This window comes from Actinomadura macrotermitis, from assembly GCF_009604375.1.
GTDB lineage: Bacteria > Actinomycetota > Actinomycetes > Streptosporangiales > Streptosporangiaceae > Spirillospora > Spirillospora macrotermitis.
The window spans coordinates 468,186-484,711 of record NZ_WEGH01000003.1 but is presented as its reverse complement, the minus strand read 5'-3'; the positions used below and the strand labels follow the sequence as shown (position 1 = coordinate 484,711).

The 16,526-nt window shown below is 71.3% G+C and carries 13 protein-coding genes and 1 pseudogene; 8 read left to right on the top strand and 6 right to left on the bottom strand.

Features of this window, described 5'->3' with window-relative positions:
* Positions 1–81 precede the first annotated feature (81 nt).
* Positions 82–816 carry a VOC family protein gene (locus ACRB68_RS23340; protein WP_153537648.1) on the top strand — a complete coding sequence of 245 codons (735 nt, stop codon included), beginning with the start codon at positions 82–84 and terminating at the stop codon, positions 814–816.
* A gap of 82 nt (positions 817–898) precedes the next feature.
* On the opposite strand, the gene ACRB68_RS23335 is transcribed toward ACRB68_RS23340, so the two are convergent.
* Positions 899–2,815, bottom strand: a complete 1,917-nt coding sequence (locus ACRB68_RS23335; RefSeq protein ID WP_153535924.1) for a HEAT repeat domain-containing protein — start codon at positions 2,813–2,815, stop codon at positions 899–901.
* Between the two features lie 161 nt (positions 2,816–2,976).
* Between ACRB68_RS23335 and ACRB68_RS23330 the strand changes: the two genes are divergently transcribed.
* Together ACRB68_RS23330 and rpoB are read left to right on the top strand one after the other, a co-directional pair.
* Positions 2,977–3,372, top strand: coding sequence for a DUF4260 domain-containing protein (locus ACRB68_RS23330; RefSeq protein ID WP_153535922.1), 396 nt, complete (start codon positions 2,977–2,979; stop codon positions 3,370–3,372).
* Positions 3,373–3,622: 250 nt separating this feature from the next.
* On the top strand, positions 3,623–7,099 hold the full coding sequence (gene rpoB / locus ACRB68_RS23325; protein WP_153535920.1) for a DNA-directed RNA polymerase subunit beta: 3,477 nt from the start codon (positions 3,623–3,625) through the stop codon (positions 7,097–7,099).
* A gap of 293 nt (positions 7,100–7,392) precedes the next feature.
* On the opposite strand, the gene ACRB68_RS23320 is transcribed toward rpoB, so the two are convergent.
* Positions 7,393–7,995, bottom strand: a complete 603-nt coding sequence (locus tag ACRB68_RS23320; protein WP_153535918.1) for a TetR/AcrR family transcriptional regulator — start codon at positions 7,993–7,995, stop codon at positions 7,393–7,395.
* Between the two features lie 71 nt (positions 7,996–8,066).
* Here ACRB68_RS23320 and ACRB68_RS23315 point away from each other — a divergent pair, with 71 nt between their 5' ends.
* Complete coding sequence (locus ACRB68_RS23315; RefSeq protein ID WP_153535916.1) at positions 8,067–8,909, top strand: alpha/beta fold hydrolase; 843 nt, start codon at positions 8,067–8,069, stop codon at positions 8,907–8,909.
* A gap of 136 nt (positions 8,910–9,045) precedes the next feature.
* Here ACRB68_RS23315 and ACRB68_RS23310 read toward each other — a convergent pair whose 3' ends face one another.
* Positions 9,046–9,471, bottom strand: coding sequence for a hypothetical protein (locus ACRB68_RS23310; RefSeq protein WP_153535914.1), 426 nt, complete (start codon positions 9,469–9,471; stop codon positions 9,046–9,048).
* A gap of 184 nt (positions 9,472–9,655) precedes the next feature.
* Between ACRB68_RS23310 and ACRB68_RS23305 the strand changes: the two genes are divergently transcribed.
* The 3 genes from ACRB68_RS23305 to ACRB68_RS23295 all read left to right on the top strand — a co-directional run bounded on the left by ACRB68_RS23305 (position 9,656) and on the right by ACRB68_RS23295 (position 12,188).
* Entirely contained in the window at positions 9,656–10,153 is a 498-nt protein-coding gene (locus ACRB68_RS23305; protein WP_153535912.1) for a GNAT family N-acetyltransferase, read from the top strand.
* Positions 10,154–10,499: 346 nt separating this feature from the next.
* Complete coding sequence (locus tag ACRB68_RS23300; RefSeq protein WP_194293426.1) at positions 10,500–11,909, top strand: FG-GAP-like repeat-containing protein; 1,410 nt, start codon at positions 10,500–10,502, stop codon at positions 11,907–11,909.
* Between the two features lie 141 nt (positions 11,910–12,050).
* Positions 12,051–12,188: an ATP-binding protein gene (locus ACRB68_RS23295; RefSeq protein ID WP_153535908.1), complete on the top strand. Its 138-nt coding sequence runs from the start codon at positions 12,051–12,053 to the stop codon at positions 12,186–12,188.
* Positions 12,189–12,350: 162 nt separating this feature from the next.
* Here the strand turns inward: ACRB68_RS23295 and ACRB68_RS23290 are convergent.
* The 3 genes and pseudogenes from ACRB68_RS23290 to ACRB68_RS23280 all read right to left on the bottom strand — a co-directional run.
* A pseudogene (locus ACRB68_RS23290) lies at positions 12,351–13,313 on the bottom strand (sigma-70 family RNA polymerase sigma factor); the annotation flags it as partial.
* 62 nt (positions 13,314–13,375) lie between these two features.
* Positions 13,376–13,783, bottom strand: coding sequence for an SgcJ/EcaC family oxidoreductase (locus ACRB68_RS23285; protein WP_153535906.1), 408 nt, complete (start codon positions 13,781–13,783; stop codon positions 13,376–13,378).
* A gap of 111 nt (positions 13,784–13,894) precedes the next feature.
* On the bottom strand, positions 13,895–14,512 hold the full coding sequence (locus tag ACRB68_RS23280) for a DUF2867 domain-containing protein (RefSeq protein ID WP_153535904.1): 618 nt from the start codon (positions 14,510–14,512) through the stop codon (positions 13,895–13,897).
* Positions 14,513–15,152: 640 nt separating this feature from the next.
* Between ACRB68_RS23280 and zwf the strand changes: the two genes are divergently transcribed.
* Complete coding sequence (zwf, locus tag ACRB68_RS23275; protein WP_153535902.1) at positions 15,153–16,523, top strand: glucose-6-phosphate dehydrogenase; 1,371 nt, start codon at positions 15,153–15,155, stop codon at positions 16,521–16,523.
* Positions 16,524–16,526 lie beyond the last annotated feature (3 nt).

Sequence of the window (16,526 nt, the reverse complement as noted above, 5' to 3'; positions counted from 1 at the left end):
GGCCGGCCCCTTGGAACGATCCATATGCGGGGTTCGGTGAAGGGTGCCACCATCGCCGGACGATCCAGGGAGGTGAACGGTTTGGACGAGCCGATGGTCCGGCCGAACGAGACGACGGTGCCCTTGTTGCCGTGCGTGTCGGTGGAGGAGAGTCTGGCGTTCTACAAGGCGCTGGGGTTCGAGGTCACCGCTGAACAGAGCAAGCCCTACATCTACCTGGCGCTGCGATGGAGCGGCTTCGAACTGCGCTTCGGGCCGGCGCCCGAAGGGCTGGACCCGGCCAGGGAGGCATCCGGGGCCTGCCTGGTCATGGTCGATGCGGTGGCGCCCTACCACGCGGCGTTCGTCGCGGCGATGCGCCGGGTGTACGGAAAGGTGCTGAACACGGGCCTGCCGCGGATCACCCGCTACCGGCCCGGCGCATCGCGGTTCACGCTGTTCGACCCGTCGGGGAACTCGGTCGTCTTCGTCCAGCGCGACGAGCCCGAGGAGCTGGATTACGGCGGTTCGAAGGAGCTGGCGGGCCTGGCCAGGGTGCTCGACAACGTCCGCATCCTGCGCGAGTTCAAAAACGACGACCTGCAAGCGTTCCGGGCGCTCAAGTCCGGGGTCCGCAGGCACGGCCCCGTCGCCCCGGCGGCCGAACGGGCCATCGCCCTGTGCCACCTCGCCGAGCTGGCCACCATCCTCGGCGAACCCGCCGGTCCTTGGCTCACCGAGCTGCGCGGCCTGGAACTCACCCACGACGACAGGGCGCGCATCGAGGCGGAACTCGGCCATCTCGCCGATCTCCAGGAATGGCTCCCCGCCAAGTGACGGGTACGGACAGGGGCTGATCGAACTGCAGTGCGTTCCGGCCCGGCCGATCCTCGGCCGGGCCGGAAGGGCGGCTGAGGGGTCAGCCGGTTTCGGCCGCGGTGAGGACGGTCCGCACCGTCGCGCACAGCTGTTCGTCGTCGGGCATGCTGTGCCATCCGCCGGGGACGACGGGGCGTCGATCGGAGGTGAGCAGCGGCCGCAGAGCGGGAGCCACTGGCCCGGCCGGCGGGCCCAGGTCCGCGAGCAGCCCGAGCATCCGGATCGCGTAGCCGCCTAGGGCGTGGTCTTGGGCGAGGGCCAGGCGGGCGGCCAGCGCGGCGGCCCGGGCGTCCGCGGGGTCGCCGGTGATCCGCCAGAGGACGTGTGCGATCTGCAACCGTTCCCAGCCCTGCCCCTGCCACCCGCGCAGGCGGCCCTCCACCGGTGCCGCCGCCGGGCCCAGTTCGGCCAGCACCAGCAGGTCGGGACGGTTCGTGTCGTCGCGCACCAGCTCCAGCAGAGCGGCCGGATCCCGGGTAAGCCGCCAGTGCCGGGTCGCGTTCCGCAGCCGTTCCCCTGCCGGGGCGTCGTCCTTGGCGAGCGAGGCGAGCACCCGGGGCAACGCCACCGCCGCCGCCTCGGGATTGTCGAGCGCGACCAGCGCGTCCAGCGCCCACGGCTCCGCGTCGGTGGCGAGGAGCGGCTCCAGTTCGCCGATGGCCGGGCGGGCGTCCGGTCCCCATTCCGCGAGCACCCGGGCGTAAGCCCGCCGTTCCTGCATCGTCGTGGCGGAGCGCAGCCTGTCCCGGACGACGGGGAGCAACTCGGCGGAGTGTGCGCGCAGCGGGACGAGGAGCTCGTGAAGGGACGGCCGGTGCCACCATCCACCGTGGCCGGTCGCATACGCGGCCCCGTGCGCCGGAGTGCCGAGCCTTTCGGCCAGCAGCGCGACGGCGCGCGGCTCGCCGATGCGGACCAGCGCGTGCAGCGCCGCCACCGCGGCCTTGGAATCGGCGTCCCGGCAGACGGCAGCGAGCTCGTCCGCCCAGGGCCCGGCCTCGCGGCCGGCGGAGGCCAGGACCGAGGCGGCGAACCGCCGGTCTTCCGGATCGCCGCCGGACAGATGCGCGGCGACGAGCGGCAGCAGCTCGGCGACCGGGGAGCGCCAACGGCTCATCACCTCGGCCGCCGGGCGCAGCGCACGGGGGTCCGGGCTGCGGAGCAGCTTCGCTGCGAGCCGCGTCCGGCCGTCGCGGTCCTCGCCGAGGAGCCCGTCCGTCCAGGCCGGGGTCGCCGGACCGCACCAGGCGGACCTCCAGGCATCGCGCTTCGCCGTGCCCAGATAGGCCCCGGCCACGTCGATGTGCCGGGGGTCCCGGCCCCCGAGCCCGCAGCGGCGCAGGGCGAGCACGCCCGCGAACCGCTGGGCTTCGTCATCATGCCGGGGGAGAGCGGCAAGCCAGTCGATCACCTCGGGAGGCCACGGCGTTTCGGTGTGCCGCAGCAGCTGGCCGGCGGCGAAGACGAGACCGAGCCGGGACGGCTCGTCGTCCTCTTCCCGCCAGCGGGCGAGCAACGCCGGCAGTACCTGGTCCGCGTGTGCGGCGGCCTGCGCCAGCGGAAAGGCGACACACCTGCGGACGGCGAGGTCGGCGTCCACGAGCAGGGCCAGCAGCGGCGGTATCGCGGCCGCCCATGCCGCAGGCCACGCGGCGGTGACGAACTGCGGCCTGGCCCGCCGGCCGGTTCGCGCGAGGTTCCCGATGAGGTCGAGCGCCGCCTGGCGCGGGCCGAAGGCCGGGTCCACGGCCCAGGCCACGAGAGCCGGCAGCACGGCGGGCGCGGCGGACGTCACCGCGCCACCCTGATGGTGGATCTTGTTGAACAGCTCACCGAAGGCCTCGCCGGCCCGCTCGGGATCCGTACAGGCCAGCAGCAGTCCGGGGATGTCTTCGGCGGTGCCGTAGTGGTGGTGGAGACGAACCCACGCAACAGCGGGCGTCAGGTCCTGGGGCATCCAGGTGACTTCTTCTCATAGCGCGGTCGTTGAGGTCGGGATGCTACCCAACCCCCAACCCCACTGAGATGCCCCGGTCCGAGGTCGGAAGGCCCGATCGGCCTTGGCACGCATGCCGGTGTAAGAGCGCGCGGCCGGTTGACCGAACGTACGCTGCGGGCATGACAGCCGAGCGCACGCGTGACGAAGTGCCGCAGCCCGTCTCCAAGTCCGGCGGCTGGACGCGGAAGATCGGCTGGGGTGCGCTCGCGCTGTTCCTCGCCGCGTTCACCGTCTTCGAGAGCGTCAAGTACGGGGTGCCGACGACCGCCGGCGCGCTGGTCTTCTTCGTGCTGCCCGACGCGGTGCGGACGGCCGGGGCCCGCCCGCCCGGCGTCCTCTACCAGGCCGCGCACCGCGTGTGGATTCCGCTCGTGGTGCTGGTCGCCTATTCCATCGGGCCGGTGGAATGGCCGCCGCTGTTCACCGCCGCTCTGGGCTGGCTCACCCGCATCGTCGTGGAGCGTGTGCTCGGGCGCGGGCCCACCGGCCCTTGGACGGACGCGCGGCCGCGGTGACACCGAGGCCTCGGCCGTACGGTCGTCATTGAGAATCCGGGTTTTTCCGCGCCCGGCTTGACGACTTCCCTGTCGGCATGTGATCCTGATAGGGGGATCGAGGTTGACAATACATATAGCTGTGGGCATCGGTTTGCTTTTTGGTCTATGCTGCCTCTTTGCGCCTGCCCTCGACATCTCCTTCCGCTGTACCGGCTGATGTCGTCCGGCGTGTGCGCCGTCAGTCCGCCGCGATCCCTCGGAAGGACATCTGTTGGCTGTCTCGAACGCCTCCGCTGTACCCGCCGGCCCCCGCCGTGTCTCCTTCGCCCGCCTCCAGGAGCAGCTCGAAATCCCCGACCTTCTCGCCCTGCAGACCAATTCGTTCGACTGGCTGCTGGGTAACGAGAAGTGGAAGGCCCGGGTCGAGGCGGCCCAGAAGGCCGGAAGTAAGAGCGTCCCGACCCAGTCGGGCCTCGAAGAGATTTTCGAAGAGATCAGTCCGATTGAGGACTTCTCCGGGACCATGTCGCTGTCCTTCCGGGATCACCGGTTCGAGCCGCCCAAGTACTCCGTGGAGGAGTGCAAGGACAAGGACATGACCTACTCCGCCCCGATGTTCGTCACGGCGGAGTTCATCAACAACACCACCGGTGAGATCAAGAGCCAGACGGTGTTCATGGGCGACTTCCCGCTCATGACGCCCAAGGGCACCTTCATCATCAACGGCACCGAGCGGGTGGTCGTCTCCCAGCTGGTGCGTTCGCCCGGCGTCTACTTCGACCGCGCGCTGGACAAGGCCTCGGACAAGGACATCTACGGCTGCCGGGTCATCCCCAGCCGTGGTGCCTGGCTGGAGTTCGAGATCGACAAGCGCGACAACGTGGGTGTGCGCATCGACCGCAAGCGCAAGCAGCCCGTCACGGTGCTGCTGAAGGCGCTCGGCTGGGACGAGGCGCGCATCCGTGAGCGCTTCGGCTCGTATGAGTCGATCAACATCACGCTGGAGAAGGACCACACCTCCGGCCAGGACGACGCGCTGCTGGACATCTACCGCAAGCTGCGCCCGGGCGAGCCGCCGACCAAGGAGTCGGCGCAGACCCTGCTGGAGAACCTCTACTTCAACCCCAAGCGCTACGACCTGGCCAAGGTCGGGCGTTACAAGGTGAACAAGAAGCTCGGGCTCGACCTGGACATGACCCAGGGCACGCTGACCGAGGACGACGTCGTCGCCACGATCGAGTACCTGGTCCGCCTGCACGCCGGTGAGGAGGAGGCGACCCTCGGCGCGACCGAGGTGCCGATCGAGGTCGATGACATCGACCACTTCGGCAACCGCCGCCTGCGCACCGTCGGCGAGCTCATCCAGAACCAGGTCCGTCTGGGCCTGGCGCGGATGGAGCGCGTGGTCCGCGAGCGGATGACGACCCAGGACGTCGAGGCGATCACGCCCCAGACCCTGATCAACATCCGCCCCGTCGTCGCCTCCATCAGAGAGTTCTTCGGCACCAGCCAGCTCTCGCAGTTCCTTCAGCAGAGCAATCCCCTGGACGGGCTGACGCACAAGCGGCGTCTGTCGGCTCTTGGCCCGGGAGGTCTGTCGCGTGAGCGGGCGGGGATGGAGGTCCGTGACGTCCACCCGTCGCACTACGGCCGGATGTGCCCGATCGAGACTCCTGAGGGCCCCAACATCGGCCTGATCGGCTCGCTCGCGGCGTTCGGCCGGGTGAACCCCTTCGGCTTCGTCGAAACGCCTTACCGCAAGGTCGTCGAGGGTCGTGTGACCGACCAGATCGACTACCTCACCGCGGACGAGGAGGACCGTTTCGTCATCGCGCAGGCCAACTCCGCACTGGCCGAGGACGGTTCGTTCGCCGAGCCGCGGGTGCTGGTGCGCAAGAAGGGTGGCGAGGTCGAACTCGTGGGTCCGCGCGAAGTCCAGTACATGGACGTCTCGGCGCGGCAGATGACCTCGGTCGCCACCGCGATGATCCCGTTCCTGGAGCACGACGACGCCAACCGCGCGCTGATGGGCTCCAACATGCAGCGCCAGTCGGTTCCGCTGCTGCGCAGCGAGGCCCCGCTGGTCGGTACCGGCATGGAGTACCGCGCCGCGGTCGACGCCGGTGACGTGATCGTGGCCGAGAAGGCCGGCGTGGTCGAGGAGGTCTCGGCCGACTACGTGACCGTCATGAACGACGACGCCACCCGCACCACCTACCGGCTCATCAAGTTCAAGCGCTCCAACCAGGGCACCTGCTACGACCAGAAACCCCTGGTGGCCGAGGGGGAACGGATCGTGGCGGGTCAGGTCCTGGCGGACGGGCCGTGCACCGACCAGGGCGAGATGGCGCTGGGCAAGAACCTGCTGGTGGCCTACATGCCGTGGGAGGGCCACAACTACGAGGACGCGATCATCTTGTCGCAGCGCCTCGTGCAGGACGACATCCTGTCCTCGATCCACATCGAGGAGCACGAGGTCGACGCCCGCGACACCAAGCTGGGCCCCGAGGAGATCACCCGGGACATCCCGAACGTCTCCGAGGAGGTGCTGGCCGACCTCGACGAGCGCGGCATCATCCGTATCGGTGCCGATGTCGTCCCCGGCGACATCCTGGTCGGCAAGGTCACGCCCAAGGGTGAGACCGAGCTGACGCCCGAGGAGCGGCTGCTGCGTGCGATCTTCGGTGAGAAGGCGCGCGAGGTGCGCGACACCTCGCTGAAGGTGCCGCACGGCGAGCAGGGCAAGGTCATCGGCGTGCGGGTGTTCTCCCGCGACGAGGGCGACGAGCTCCCGCCGGGCGTGAACGAGCTGGTCCGCGTCTACGTGGCCCAGAAGCGCAAGATCACCGACGGCGACAAGCTCGCCGGCCGCCACGGCAACAAGGGCGTCATCTCCAAGATCCTTCCGGTCGAGGACATGCCCTTCCTCGAAGACGGCACCCCCGTGGACATCATCCTCAACCCCCTCGGCGTGCCGGGCCGGATGAACGTCGGCCAGGTCCTGGAGACCCATCTGGGCTGGATCGCCGCCCAGGGCTGGGACATCGGCGGGGTGCGGGAGGAGTGGGCCGAGCGGCTGCGCGAGAAGGGCTTCGGGCACGCCGGGCCCCGCACCAGCGTCGCCACCCCGGTGTTCGACGGCGCGGACGAAGAGGAGATCATCGGCCTGCTGGGCAGCACCCTGCCCAACCGCGACGGCGACCGCCGGGTCATGCCCAGCGGCAAGGCGCGGCTGTTCGACGGCCGGTCCGGCGAGCCCTTCCCGCACCCGATCTCGGTCGGCTACACCTACATCCTCAAGCTGCACCACCTGGTCGACGACAAGATCCACGCCCGGTCGACCGGCCCGTACTCCATGATCACCCAGCAGCCGCTGGGCGGTAAGGCGCAGTTCGGCGGTCAGCGCTTCGGTGAGATGGAGGTGTGGGCGCTGGAGGCCTACGGCGCCGCCTACGCCCTGCAGGAGCTGCTGACGATCAAGTCCGACGACGTCCTCGGCCGCGTGAAGGTCTACGAGGCCATCGTCAAGGGCGAGAACATCCCGGAGCCGGGCATCCCGGAGTCGTTCAAGGTCCTCATCAAGGAGATGCAGTCGCTCTGCCTCAACGTCGAGGTGCTCTCCAGCGACGGCATGTCCATCGAGATGCGCGACACCGACGAGGACGTCTTCCGCGCGGCCGAGGAACTCGGCATCGACCTGTCCCGGCGCCCCAACGAGGGCACGATGAGCGTCGACGAGGTCTGAGGAGCGGCACGACCGGTCCGCGAGCCGCCGCCCTTGCGAGCGGCGGCTCGCTTCCGCGCCGTCGTCGCGGCGGACGACACCGGGATGACCATGGGCGCGGCCAGGCTGAACCGCGATCATTCGGGCAACACCGTGCACGTCGCCGGCGCCGGCGTACGCCGAGGACTACTGGGCGATGCGGTTCAACACGGTCGCGGAGGCCAACGTCCGTGCGGTCATCCGGTGCAGGGACACGTCAGGCCGCGCATCACGCACGCCTGCTGTGAGCGGCGGCCCGCACGGTGCCCGGCGGGCTATGGCGGCGTGCCTGCCGGGTCGGTGCGCATCGCCGTCGCCAGCCGTGTGACCGAGCGCCCGGCGGCGAGCAGCGGGCCGGGGTCGCGCAGCGCCCGGCTCAGCATGAACGCCCCTTCCAGCGACGTCAGGATCGCGGTCGCCAGGTCGCGGGCCCCCTCGGGATCGGCCACGAACCGCGCGCACCAGGCCGCGAGCCCGTCGGTCCACGCCGTGAACACCTCCGCCGTCGCACGCCGCAGGGGCTCGTTGGTGCTCGCGACCTCCAGCGCGATCGTGGCGATCGGGCACGCGTCGGCGTAGCCGGTCGCGGCGAGGTCGTCGGCCGCCCGCGCGAACGCCGCGCCGAGCGCCTCGACCGGGTCGTCCGGGCCGTGCTCCAGCAGCGCGAGCACCATCGCCCCGTAGGCCGCGCCGCCCGCCCGGATGACGGCCTCGGCGAGGGCGTCCTTGTTCGGGAAGAAGTGGTAGATCGACCCGATGCGCGCCTGCGACGCGGCGGCGATCTGCTGGAGCCCGGTGGCGCTGTAGCCCTGCCGCCGGAACAGCTCGCCGGCCGCCTGGGCGATGCGGTCGCGGGTGTCGTTCGGTGGAGCGGCCATGTCCGGTCCCTTTCCCTGGGCGCTCCCCGCATGGTAGTCCTGACTTGAACGATCATTCAAGGAGCGTGCCCATGCCCATCGCCGAGACCCCCGCGGGGCCCATCGAGTACACCGACACGGGCGGGACCGGCCCCGTCGTCGTGCTGACCCACGGCTTCCCGATGAACCATCTGCAGTGGCGCAAGGTCGTGCCGCTGCTGCCCGGCGCCCGCTGCATCGCGCCGACGCTGCCGCTCGGCAGCCACCGCACGCCCATGCGGCCGGGCGCCGACCTGTCGCAGGAAGGCCAGGCACGGATCCTGGCGGACTTCCTGGACGCCCTCGGCCTGGAGGACGTGACCCTGGTGATGAACGACTGGGGCGGCCCGCAGTTCCTCGTCGCGCTGGGCCGCGCCGACCGCGTCGGCCGGATGGTCTTCGTCGCCTGCGAGGCCTTCGACAACTTCCCGCCGCCGCATGCGCGCCCGGCCGTCCTGCTGCTCCGGGCGCCCGGCGGGGCGTGGCTGCTCATGCAGCTGCTGCGGACGCCGCTGTTCCGGCACGGCCGCAAGGCCTGGGGCGCGGTCAGCCGCACCCGCATCCCCGACGACGTCCTGGACTCCTGGTTCGAGCCGGCCCGGCGCAGCCGCGCCGTCCGCCGGGACCTGCGCGCCTTCGGCACCGGCAGCCCGCCGCGCCGCACGCTGCTGGCCTGGAGCGAGGCGCTGCGCGGCTTCGACCGCCCGGCGCTGGTCGTGTGGGCCGGAAAGGACGTCATGATGCCGCGCGATCACGGCCGGCGGCTCGCCGAGCTCCTCCCGCAGGGCCGCCTGGTCGAGGTCGCCGACAGCGCGACGCTCATCCCCGAGGACCGCCCCGAGGAACTGGCGCAGATCCTGCGCGACTTCCTCGCCGAGACCGCGGAACGGCCCTGACGCCTTTCCGCGGTCTATGAGGAAGGGCATGTCCATGCGCTCCGATGTCGTCCGGCATGGCGCCCCCGCCTGCTGTCCGAAGACCGCGATGCCCGGACGGGGCCGCGCCGGTCCCGCCGGCGCGGCCCCGCGAGGGTCAGGAGCAGTGGCTCCAGCCGCTCAGCCACGAGCTGCCGGGGGCGCTGCCGCCCCAGATGACGCAGCGGGCGTCGCCGTCCGCCCAGATCGGGCCGGCGTACTTGGAGTAGTAGCCGCGGTCGGTCACCGCGGACTGGCCGGACACCTGCAGCGTCGCGCTCAGGTTGACCGGGCCGGAGCCGAACACCGGGGCCTCCCGCACGGTGACGACGCAGTTGTGGCCGTTGTCGGAGTTGTAGGCCAGCACCGTGGTCGCCTCGGACCCGTGCCCGACGGCGTCGATCACCTGGTAGCCGCTGCCGCACAGCTGCGCGCCGTACAGCACCGACCACTTGATGCCGTTCGCCTGCGCGGGCACCATGACGGCGGTGGCCGCGGCGGCCACGGCTGCGACCGGAAGCACCCTGCGCACGAGCTTGTTCATCGTTTCCTCTCCGTGGCCGCGTTGGGGCCGCGGCCGCCGAAGATGATCTTCGCATGGGCTCTCGCCGCCGGCTTGAAGATCAAAAAGAATTCCGCACCCCCTCGCCCGTGACCGCCCTGGGCGCCCGACCGGGCCCTGGCACTTTTCCCCGGCACCGATCGCATCTGTGCGGAAGGATGTGCCCATGCGCTCAGATGTCGTATTGCGTCGCCTTGACCAGGATCTGCTCACGGATCTGCTGCACGCCGCGGTCGAGGACGCCGACCCCCTTGAGGTGATGCCGCCGGTGGAGGGGCCCGACGGGTGGACGGCCGAGCGCCGGGCGGCGTTCGTGCGGTTCCACCGGACGCGGACGCTGGCGGCCGACCCGGTGGAGATCACCTACGCCATCGTGGTGGCCGGGCGTGTGGCGGGGGCCGCGCGCCTGTTCCCCATGGAGCCGGCCGGGACGGCCGAAGCGGGAGTCTGGATCGGACGCTCCCACCGTGGCACCGGCGTGGGCGGCGCGGTGCTGGAACTCCTTCTGGCCGAAGCCCGCGACGAAGGGTTCACCTCGGTGTACGTGAGCACCGAGCCGCAGAACGCGGCGGTGCGGGCGCTCATGGCACGCAAGGGGGTGACCCTCGTCCCCGACGCGGACGCCCTGATCGCCTACGTGGATCTCACGGCAGAGGCACGGTGACGTGCGTGTCAGCGGTCGGCGCGGGAGAGGGCGGCGAGTTCTGCGCAGTGAGCTGATTCCAACCTGATCTTGCTGGTCGTGGCCGGTGCGGGGCCGCGACCGCGCACCGCCACGTCACCGAGGTCGTGGAGCTGCTCGCCGAGCCCGCCCCGCGCCAAGCACTGCGGATCGCGGCACGATGGAATCAGCTCAATGTGATCTTCGTCGGGACCCCGGTAAACCAGGGGAGGGCAACACCCGTCCCTCCTGTACCGCACGTTATCCGGACGTGCAGGCCAGGAGGTCCATTCCTTTGCGTATCCGAGTTCTCTCGCTGTCCGTCGCGGCGTGCACCGCGGCCTGCGGCATGGCAGTGCTCACCCCCACCGCGTTCGCGGCAGGACTCGCCAAGCCCTTCGACTTCAACGGCGACGGCTACGCCGACCTCGCGATCGGCAGCCCCTACGGGAAGGTCGGCACCAAGAAGGCCGCCGGCTTCGTCACCGTGACCTACGGGAGCAAGAGCGGCCTGAACACCGGCAAGCGCCAGGTGCTGTCGCAGGACACCAAGGGGGTCACCGGCACCGCCGAGGCCAACGACCACTTCGGCCACGCGGTCGCCTCGGCCGACTTCGACCACGACGGCTACGCCGACCTCGCGGTCGGCGCCCCCGACGAGGACTCCGGCGCCAAGAAGAACGTCGGTGCCGTCACCGTCTTCTGGGGCGGTCGGTCGGGGCTGGGCACCAACGCCGTCACCGCGCTGCCCGACCCCACCGTCCCGGCCGGCATGCGCGCCGGGCTGGAGCTCGGCGCCAGTGGCGCCAACCGCCTCGGCCACGCCTACTTCGTCTGGTCCGGTGTCTACGGGTGGGGCTCGGCCACCTTCACCCCGGGCGGCGCCCGCGCCGCGTCCGGACGTCCCGCCGGGGACCTGACGCTGCACACCGCGCCGCGCCCGGGTGAGAAGCCCGGCACCGCCCGCGCCGCCGCCGTGCCCCTGCTCTTCAAGGCGAGGTTCGCCTTCGGCAACGTGACCGGCAAGGGCGAGTCGCTGATCATGTCGTCCTCGACGGAGGACGACGCCCAGATCAGCGTGTTGGACCCGGTGAACGACCACAGCTTCAAGCTGGTGTCCTCCATGTACGCCGCGCCCGGGCCGCTCGCGGTGGGCGACTTCGACGGCGACCGCCACGCCGACATCGCGATCGGGCAGCAGAACGACTACTACCGCACCGGCGGCCAGGTCACCGTCTTCAAGGGCTCGGCCGCGGGCATCGCCCCGGCCGCCAAGTACACGATCAACGCCGACACCGCCGGTGTCCCGGGCGCCGCCGCCAAGGACTTCCGGTTCGGCGCCGACGTGTCGGCCGGTGACGTCAACAAGGACGGCAAGGCCGACCTGGCCGTCGGCGCCTCCGGCACCAAGGTCGGCACGGCCGCCTCGGCGGGCGGTGTCTACCTGCTGTTCGGCTCCCGCGGCGGCCTGACCGGCGCCAAGGCCCAGTGGATCTCGCAGGCGACGGCCGGCGTGCCCGGCACCGCCGCCAAGGGCGACAACCTCGGCTGGCAGGTCAGCCTGCTCGACCACAACAAGGACGGGTACGCCGACCTCGTCGCCGGCGCTCCCTGGGACAACTCCGGCGAGGGCTCGGTCACGCTGGTGCGGGGCCGCTCGACCGGGTTCACGCCGGTGTCGGGCGCCGTCTGGTACACGCCCAAGACGTTCGGCATCTCGGGCAAGAACGCCCAGCTCGGCTACCACATCGGACGCTGACCCCCGGCCCGGCGCCCGCGCCGCCGGGCCCTCGGCCTCCCCGTCCCCCGGACCGCGCCGCCGGGGGACGGGGGCCGGCCGCCATCAGCGCTCCAGCGCCTCGCCGATCGCCTTTGTTCGCAACCTTCCGGGTGAGGTTCTGTGGGTGCCGCGTCAGACGACCCGCGCGGCGAGAGCGGCCGGGGCCCGCCCATCATGCGGACGCTCACCCGCGCCTGGGGCTACGAGGTAATGGCCGACGGGCGGCTGCGGGTCTGGTTCGAGGTGGCCTGCGCGTAGCGGGGAAGGTCACTCGGGCCGGTCGAAGGCGGCCCGGCTGGCCTCGATGTGGTCGATCGTCCGCCGCGCCGGCCTGGACGCCGTCCACCGTCAATGGCCGGGGACCGACGACGGCTTCACCGCGCTGACCCGCCTGCCCGCGCACTGACCACCGCAGGCGGATCAGCCGTCGAGTTCGGTGGGCAGGCCGAAGGACGCGAAGATCTCGGCGTCCTGGAACACCGAGTTGCGGCTGATGCCCCCGGCGGTGACGGTGAAGATCTGCAGCGTGTGGATCGCGTAGCCGTCGCCGGCGCGCCGGTAGGCGACGAGGCCGGGCTGGCCGTTGGCCGTGACCGGTTCCATGAGCCAGTCCGTTCCGGCCGCGCCGAAGACCCACTCCATGAACAGGCCGTAGTTGTCCCGCCCGGCGAACCAGTTGATCATCGGCGGCATCTCCATGACGACGTCGTCGGTGAGCAGCCGCTTGATGCCCTCGACGTCGGCGTGCGCGAAGGCCTTCATGTAGCGGTCGACCCAGGCGCGCTGCTCGGCCGCGGACGGCTCGCCGGGCGGCTCCCGCCGGACCCCGGCCTCCTTCACCCGGGTGCGGGCCTGCTGCAGGGAGCTGTTCACCGACACGGTGGTGGTGCCGAGGATCTCCGCCGCCTCGGCCGCGGAGAAGCCGAGCACGTCGCGCAGGATCAGCGCGCCGCGCTGGCGCGCCGACAGGTGCTGCAGGGCCGCGGCGAACGCCAGGCGCAGGCTGCTGCGCTCGATCACGGTCCCGGCCGGGTCGCCCGCGTCCAGCAGCGAGTCCGGCAGGGGCTGGAGCCAGGCGAGGTTCTCGCCCCGCACGAGCGGCGCGAGCGGGTCCGACTCGGCCACCAGCCCCGACGGCATCGGCCGGCGGCCGCGGCCCTCCAGCGCGGTCAGGCAGGCGTTCGTCGCGATCCGGTAGAGCCAGGTGCGCAGGGAGGCGCGCGCGGCGTCGTACCGCTCCCGCGCCCGCCACGCCCGCAGGTAGATCTCCTGGACCAGGTCCTCGGCGTCGTGGACCGAGCCGAGCATCCGGTAGCAGTACGCCAGCAGCTCGGTCCGGAACGGCTCGATCAACCGCTCGAAGCCCTCGTCCACGCGCCCACGCTCCTTCTCCGCCCGCGAAGCCTACGGCCCCTGCGGGCACGGGTGGGCCCGCAGGGACGCCGTCAGCTCGGCCGGACGACCGGGCTGTTGTGGTAGGCCGCGATCAGCCAGGCGCCGTCGCGCTTCTCCAGCACCCAGGTCGCGTGCACCATGCGCTCGGCGGGGACCTCGTCCTCGCCCTGGAACTTGACGCCGGTCTCGCTCACCACGATCGCGGCGTCCCCGCCGAGAAAGCGGACGCTCTCCATCCGGTCGATGGTCGTGCTGCCCTTGAGGTAGGACGCGAAGCCCTCGGCCATGTTCCGGCGGACCTCCTCCCTGGACGCGCGGTAGGAGCCGGGCAGGATCGAGGTGGCGTCCTCGGTGTAGTCCTTCACGAAGGCGTCGGCGTCGCCTGCCTCCCACGCCTTGTACAGGTCCTCCAGGACGGCCTTGATGGCGGTCACGTCATCCGAACGGGTCTCGGTCATGGCTGTCTCCTCGCTCGCCCGCCCCGCTCTGGGGCAGGTTCACGGGTACATACCGGCGAGCCGTCCGGGACTCATCGCGTCGGGCCGGAGAATTTTCCCGCCCGAATGTTCTCAGGTTCGGGGCGTGGTGCGCGGGGCGAGGCGGTCGCGCTCACGCCACGCGCGCTCCCACCGCCGGGTCATCTCGGGGTAGACGATCAGGTACCGGAACGGCTTGATGAAGGCCATGTACAGGCGCCCGAACATGCCGTTGGGTTTGACGAGCGCGGCCATGCGGAGCTCGTAGCCGCCGTCGCCGGACGGCACCCATCCCAGGTGGCACACCGCGTGCACGGTCTTGTTCGCCAACTCCATGGCGTACTCGTCGTCGAGCACGTACAGCCGGGTGAACGGGGTGCCGGGAACGGGCGTGCCGGCCGCGGCCGCGGGGATGTCGGGCGGCAGGTCCTCACGCAGCGAACGGACCCGCGCGCTCAGGCTCGTCTTGGGGTCGTCCCAGCCGAGCAGGGCGCCGAGCTTCCAGCGGAGGGCGAACAGGAGCCGCACCGCGCGGCCCGACTTGCCGGGTCCGCCGAGCGCCTCGAGCGCATCGAGCACGACGGGGAAGTCGCCGGGGCCGGCGCCGGGGGTGCGGTAGCGCCACACGTCCTCCACCCGGAAGCCCGGGGTGAGTTCGTGGATGCGCCATGGGCGTGCGGTGTGCTCGGTGTGCGGGAGCCGTGCCGACATGATCTCCTCCTTGAGATCCGCGTTTATACGCTCGCGTATACAAGTGAGCGTAGGCCCGGATATACGGGTGCGTATATGTCTGTGCGGGGTGACGTGGGTCACCGTCCGGCGCGCCGAAGGCGGCCCGGGCCTTGCCTCGAGGACGGCGCGGTGGCGGACAAGGCCGCCCTGCTCGGCCTCATCGCCGGCGGCACCCTCCCTGAAGAGGCCATCGTCCGCCGGGTCGGCGTCGTCGGCCGGACCAGCATGACCTTCGAGAACCCGGACGGAGCGACGTTCAGCGCGGGCAGCCGCTGCACCCACGCCTTCGCCGCGGACGCCTCCGGCGCGTGGCGCCTGCTCTCGGCCCAGGGCACGGCCGGCAAGCGGGCCGGACGCTGTTCGAGATCGACGCCGGCACGGCGGATCTCCCGGCCGCCTTCAAGGAGGACCTGTCGGCTGCCAATGACCGCGCCCAGGGGACATGCGTCCCCCGGCCCGCTCCGGGGGCGACGGCGGGCAGGCGCAGCCCCCGGCGACGTTTTGCCCAATCCCTGCGATTTCGGCGGAAGATCGAGAGTGACGTGCTTTCCGGGATGAGGCGGCCTTGCCGGGGGATGATCGAAGCGGGAAGCTGGGGGCCGACGAGGGGAGCTGGGCGATGGAGCGGGCCGACGCGCTGGTGCTGTTCGGGATCACCGGGGATCTGGCGTACAAGATGCTGTTGCCGGCCTTGTACCAGCTGACCGCGGACGGGGTGCTGGACCTGCCGGTCGTGGGGGTCGCCAAGACCGACCTCGACCTGGCCGGGCTGCGCGAGCGGGCCCGGGAGGCGTGCGAGGCCAAGCACGACAAGGTGGACGACGCGGCGTTCGAGAAGTTCGCGGGCAACCTCCGGCTCGTCGCCGGCGACTACGCCGACGACGCCACCTTCGACGCGATCCGCGGCGAGGTCGGCGACGCCGGCTTCCTCACCCACTACCTGGCGGTCCCCCCGTCGCTGTTCGTGACGGCCGCGGCGGGCCTGGCCAAGGCCGGCCTGAACCGCAACGCGCGGCTGGTCGTGGAGAAGCCGTTCGGCAAGGACCTGGAGTCGGCGCGGGCGCTGAACGCCGAGCTGCTGGAGTTCTTCGACGAGGACCACCTGCGGCGCGTCGACCACTTCCTCGGCAAGGAGCCGATCGAGGACCTGCTGATGTTCCGGTTCGGGAACATGCTGCTGGAGCCGATCTGGAACCGCCACTACGTCGACAACGTGCAGATCACGATGGCCGAGGACTTCGACGTCGCCAACCGGGGCTCGTTCTACGACGCCAACGGCGCGATCCGCGACGTCGTCCAGAACCACCTCCTGCAGATCCTCGCGCTGCTGGCCATGGACACGCCGCCGTCGACCGACGCCCGCGCCTTCATCGACGAGAAGTGGCGGGTGCTGCGCGCCGTCGAGGCCGTCCAGCCGGACGACGTGCTGCGCGGCCGGTACGAGGGCTACCTCGGCACCGAGGGCGTCCGCGAGGACTCCACGACCGAGACCTACGCGGCGCTGCGGCTGCGCGTCAACAACTGGCGGTGGGCGGACGTGCCGTTCTACATCCGCGCCGGCAAGGCCCTCGGCACCACCGACCTGGAGGTGGTGGCCGAGCTGCGCACCCCGCCCGTCGACTTCTTCGAGGGCGACCTGAAGCCCAACCTGATCCGGTTCCGGATCCAGCCGGACGCGGGCGTCACGTTCGACCTGCTCGCCAAGGTCCCGGGCCAGAGCACCACCTGCCGGGTCCCGCTCAGCGTGGACTTCACCAAGGTGCTCGGGCCCATGGAGGCGGCCTACCAGCGCATCCTCGCCGACGCGGTGACCGGCGACCCGCGGCGCTTCGTCCGCTTCGACCTGGCCGAGGAGTCCTGGCGCATCGTCCAGCCCGTCCTCGACCTGACCACCCAGCCCCTCCCTTACGCCAAGGGCTCCTGGGGCCCGGACGAGGCCGCCGCCTTCGTCCCCGGCGGCTGGCACGAGATCTCCACCACCTTCGACTGACCC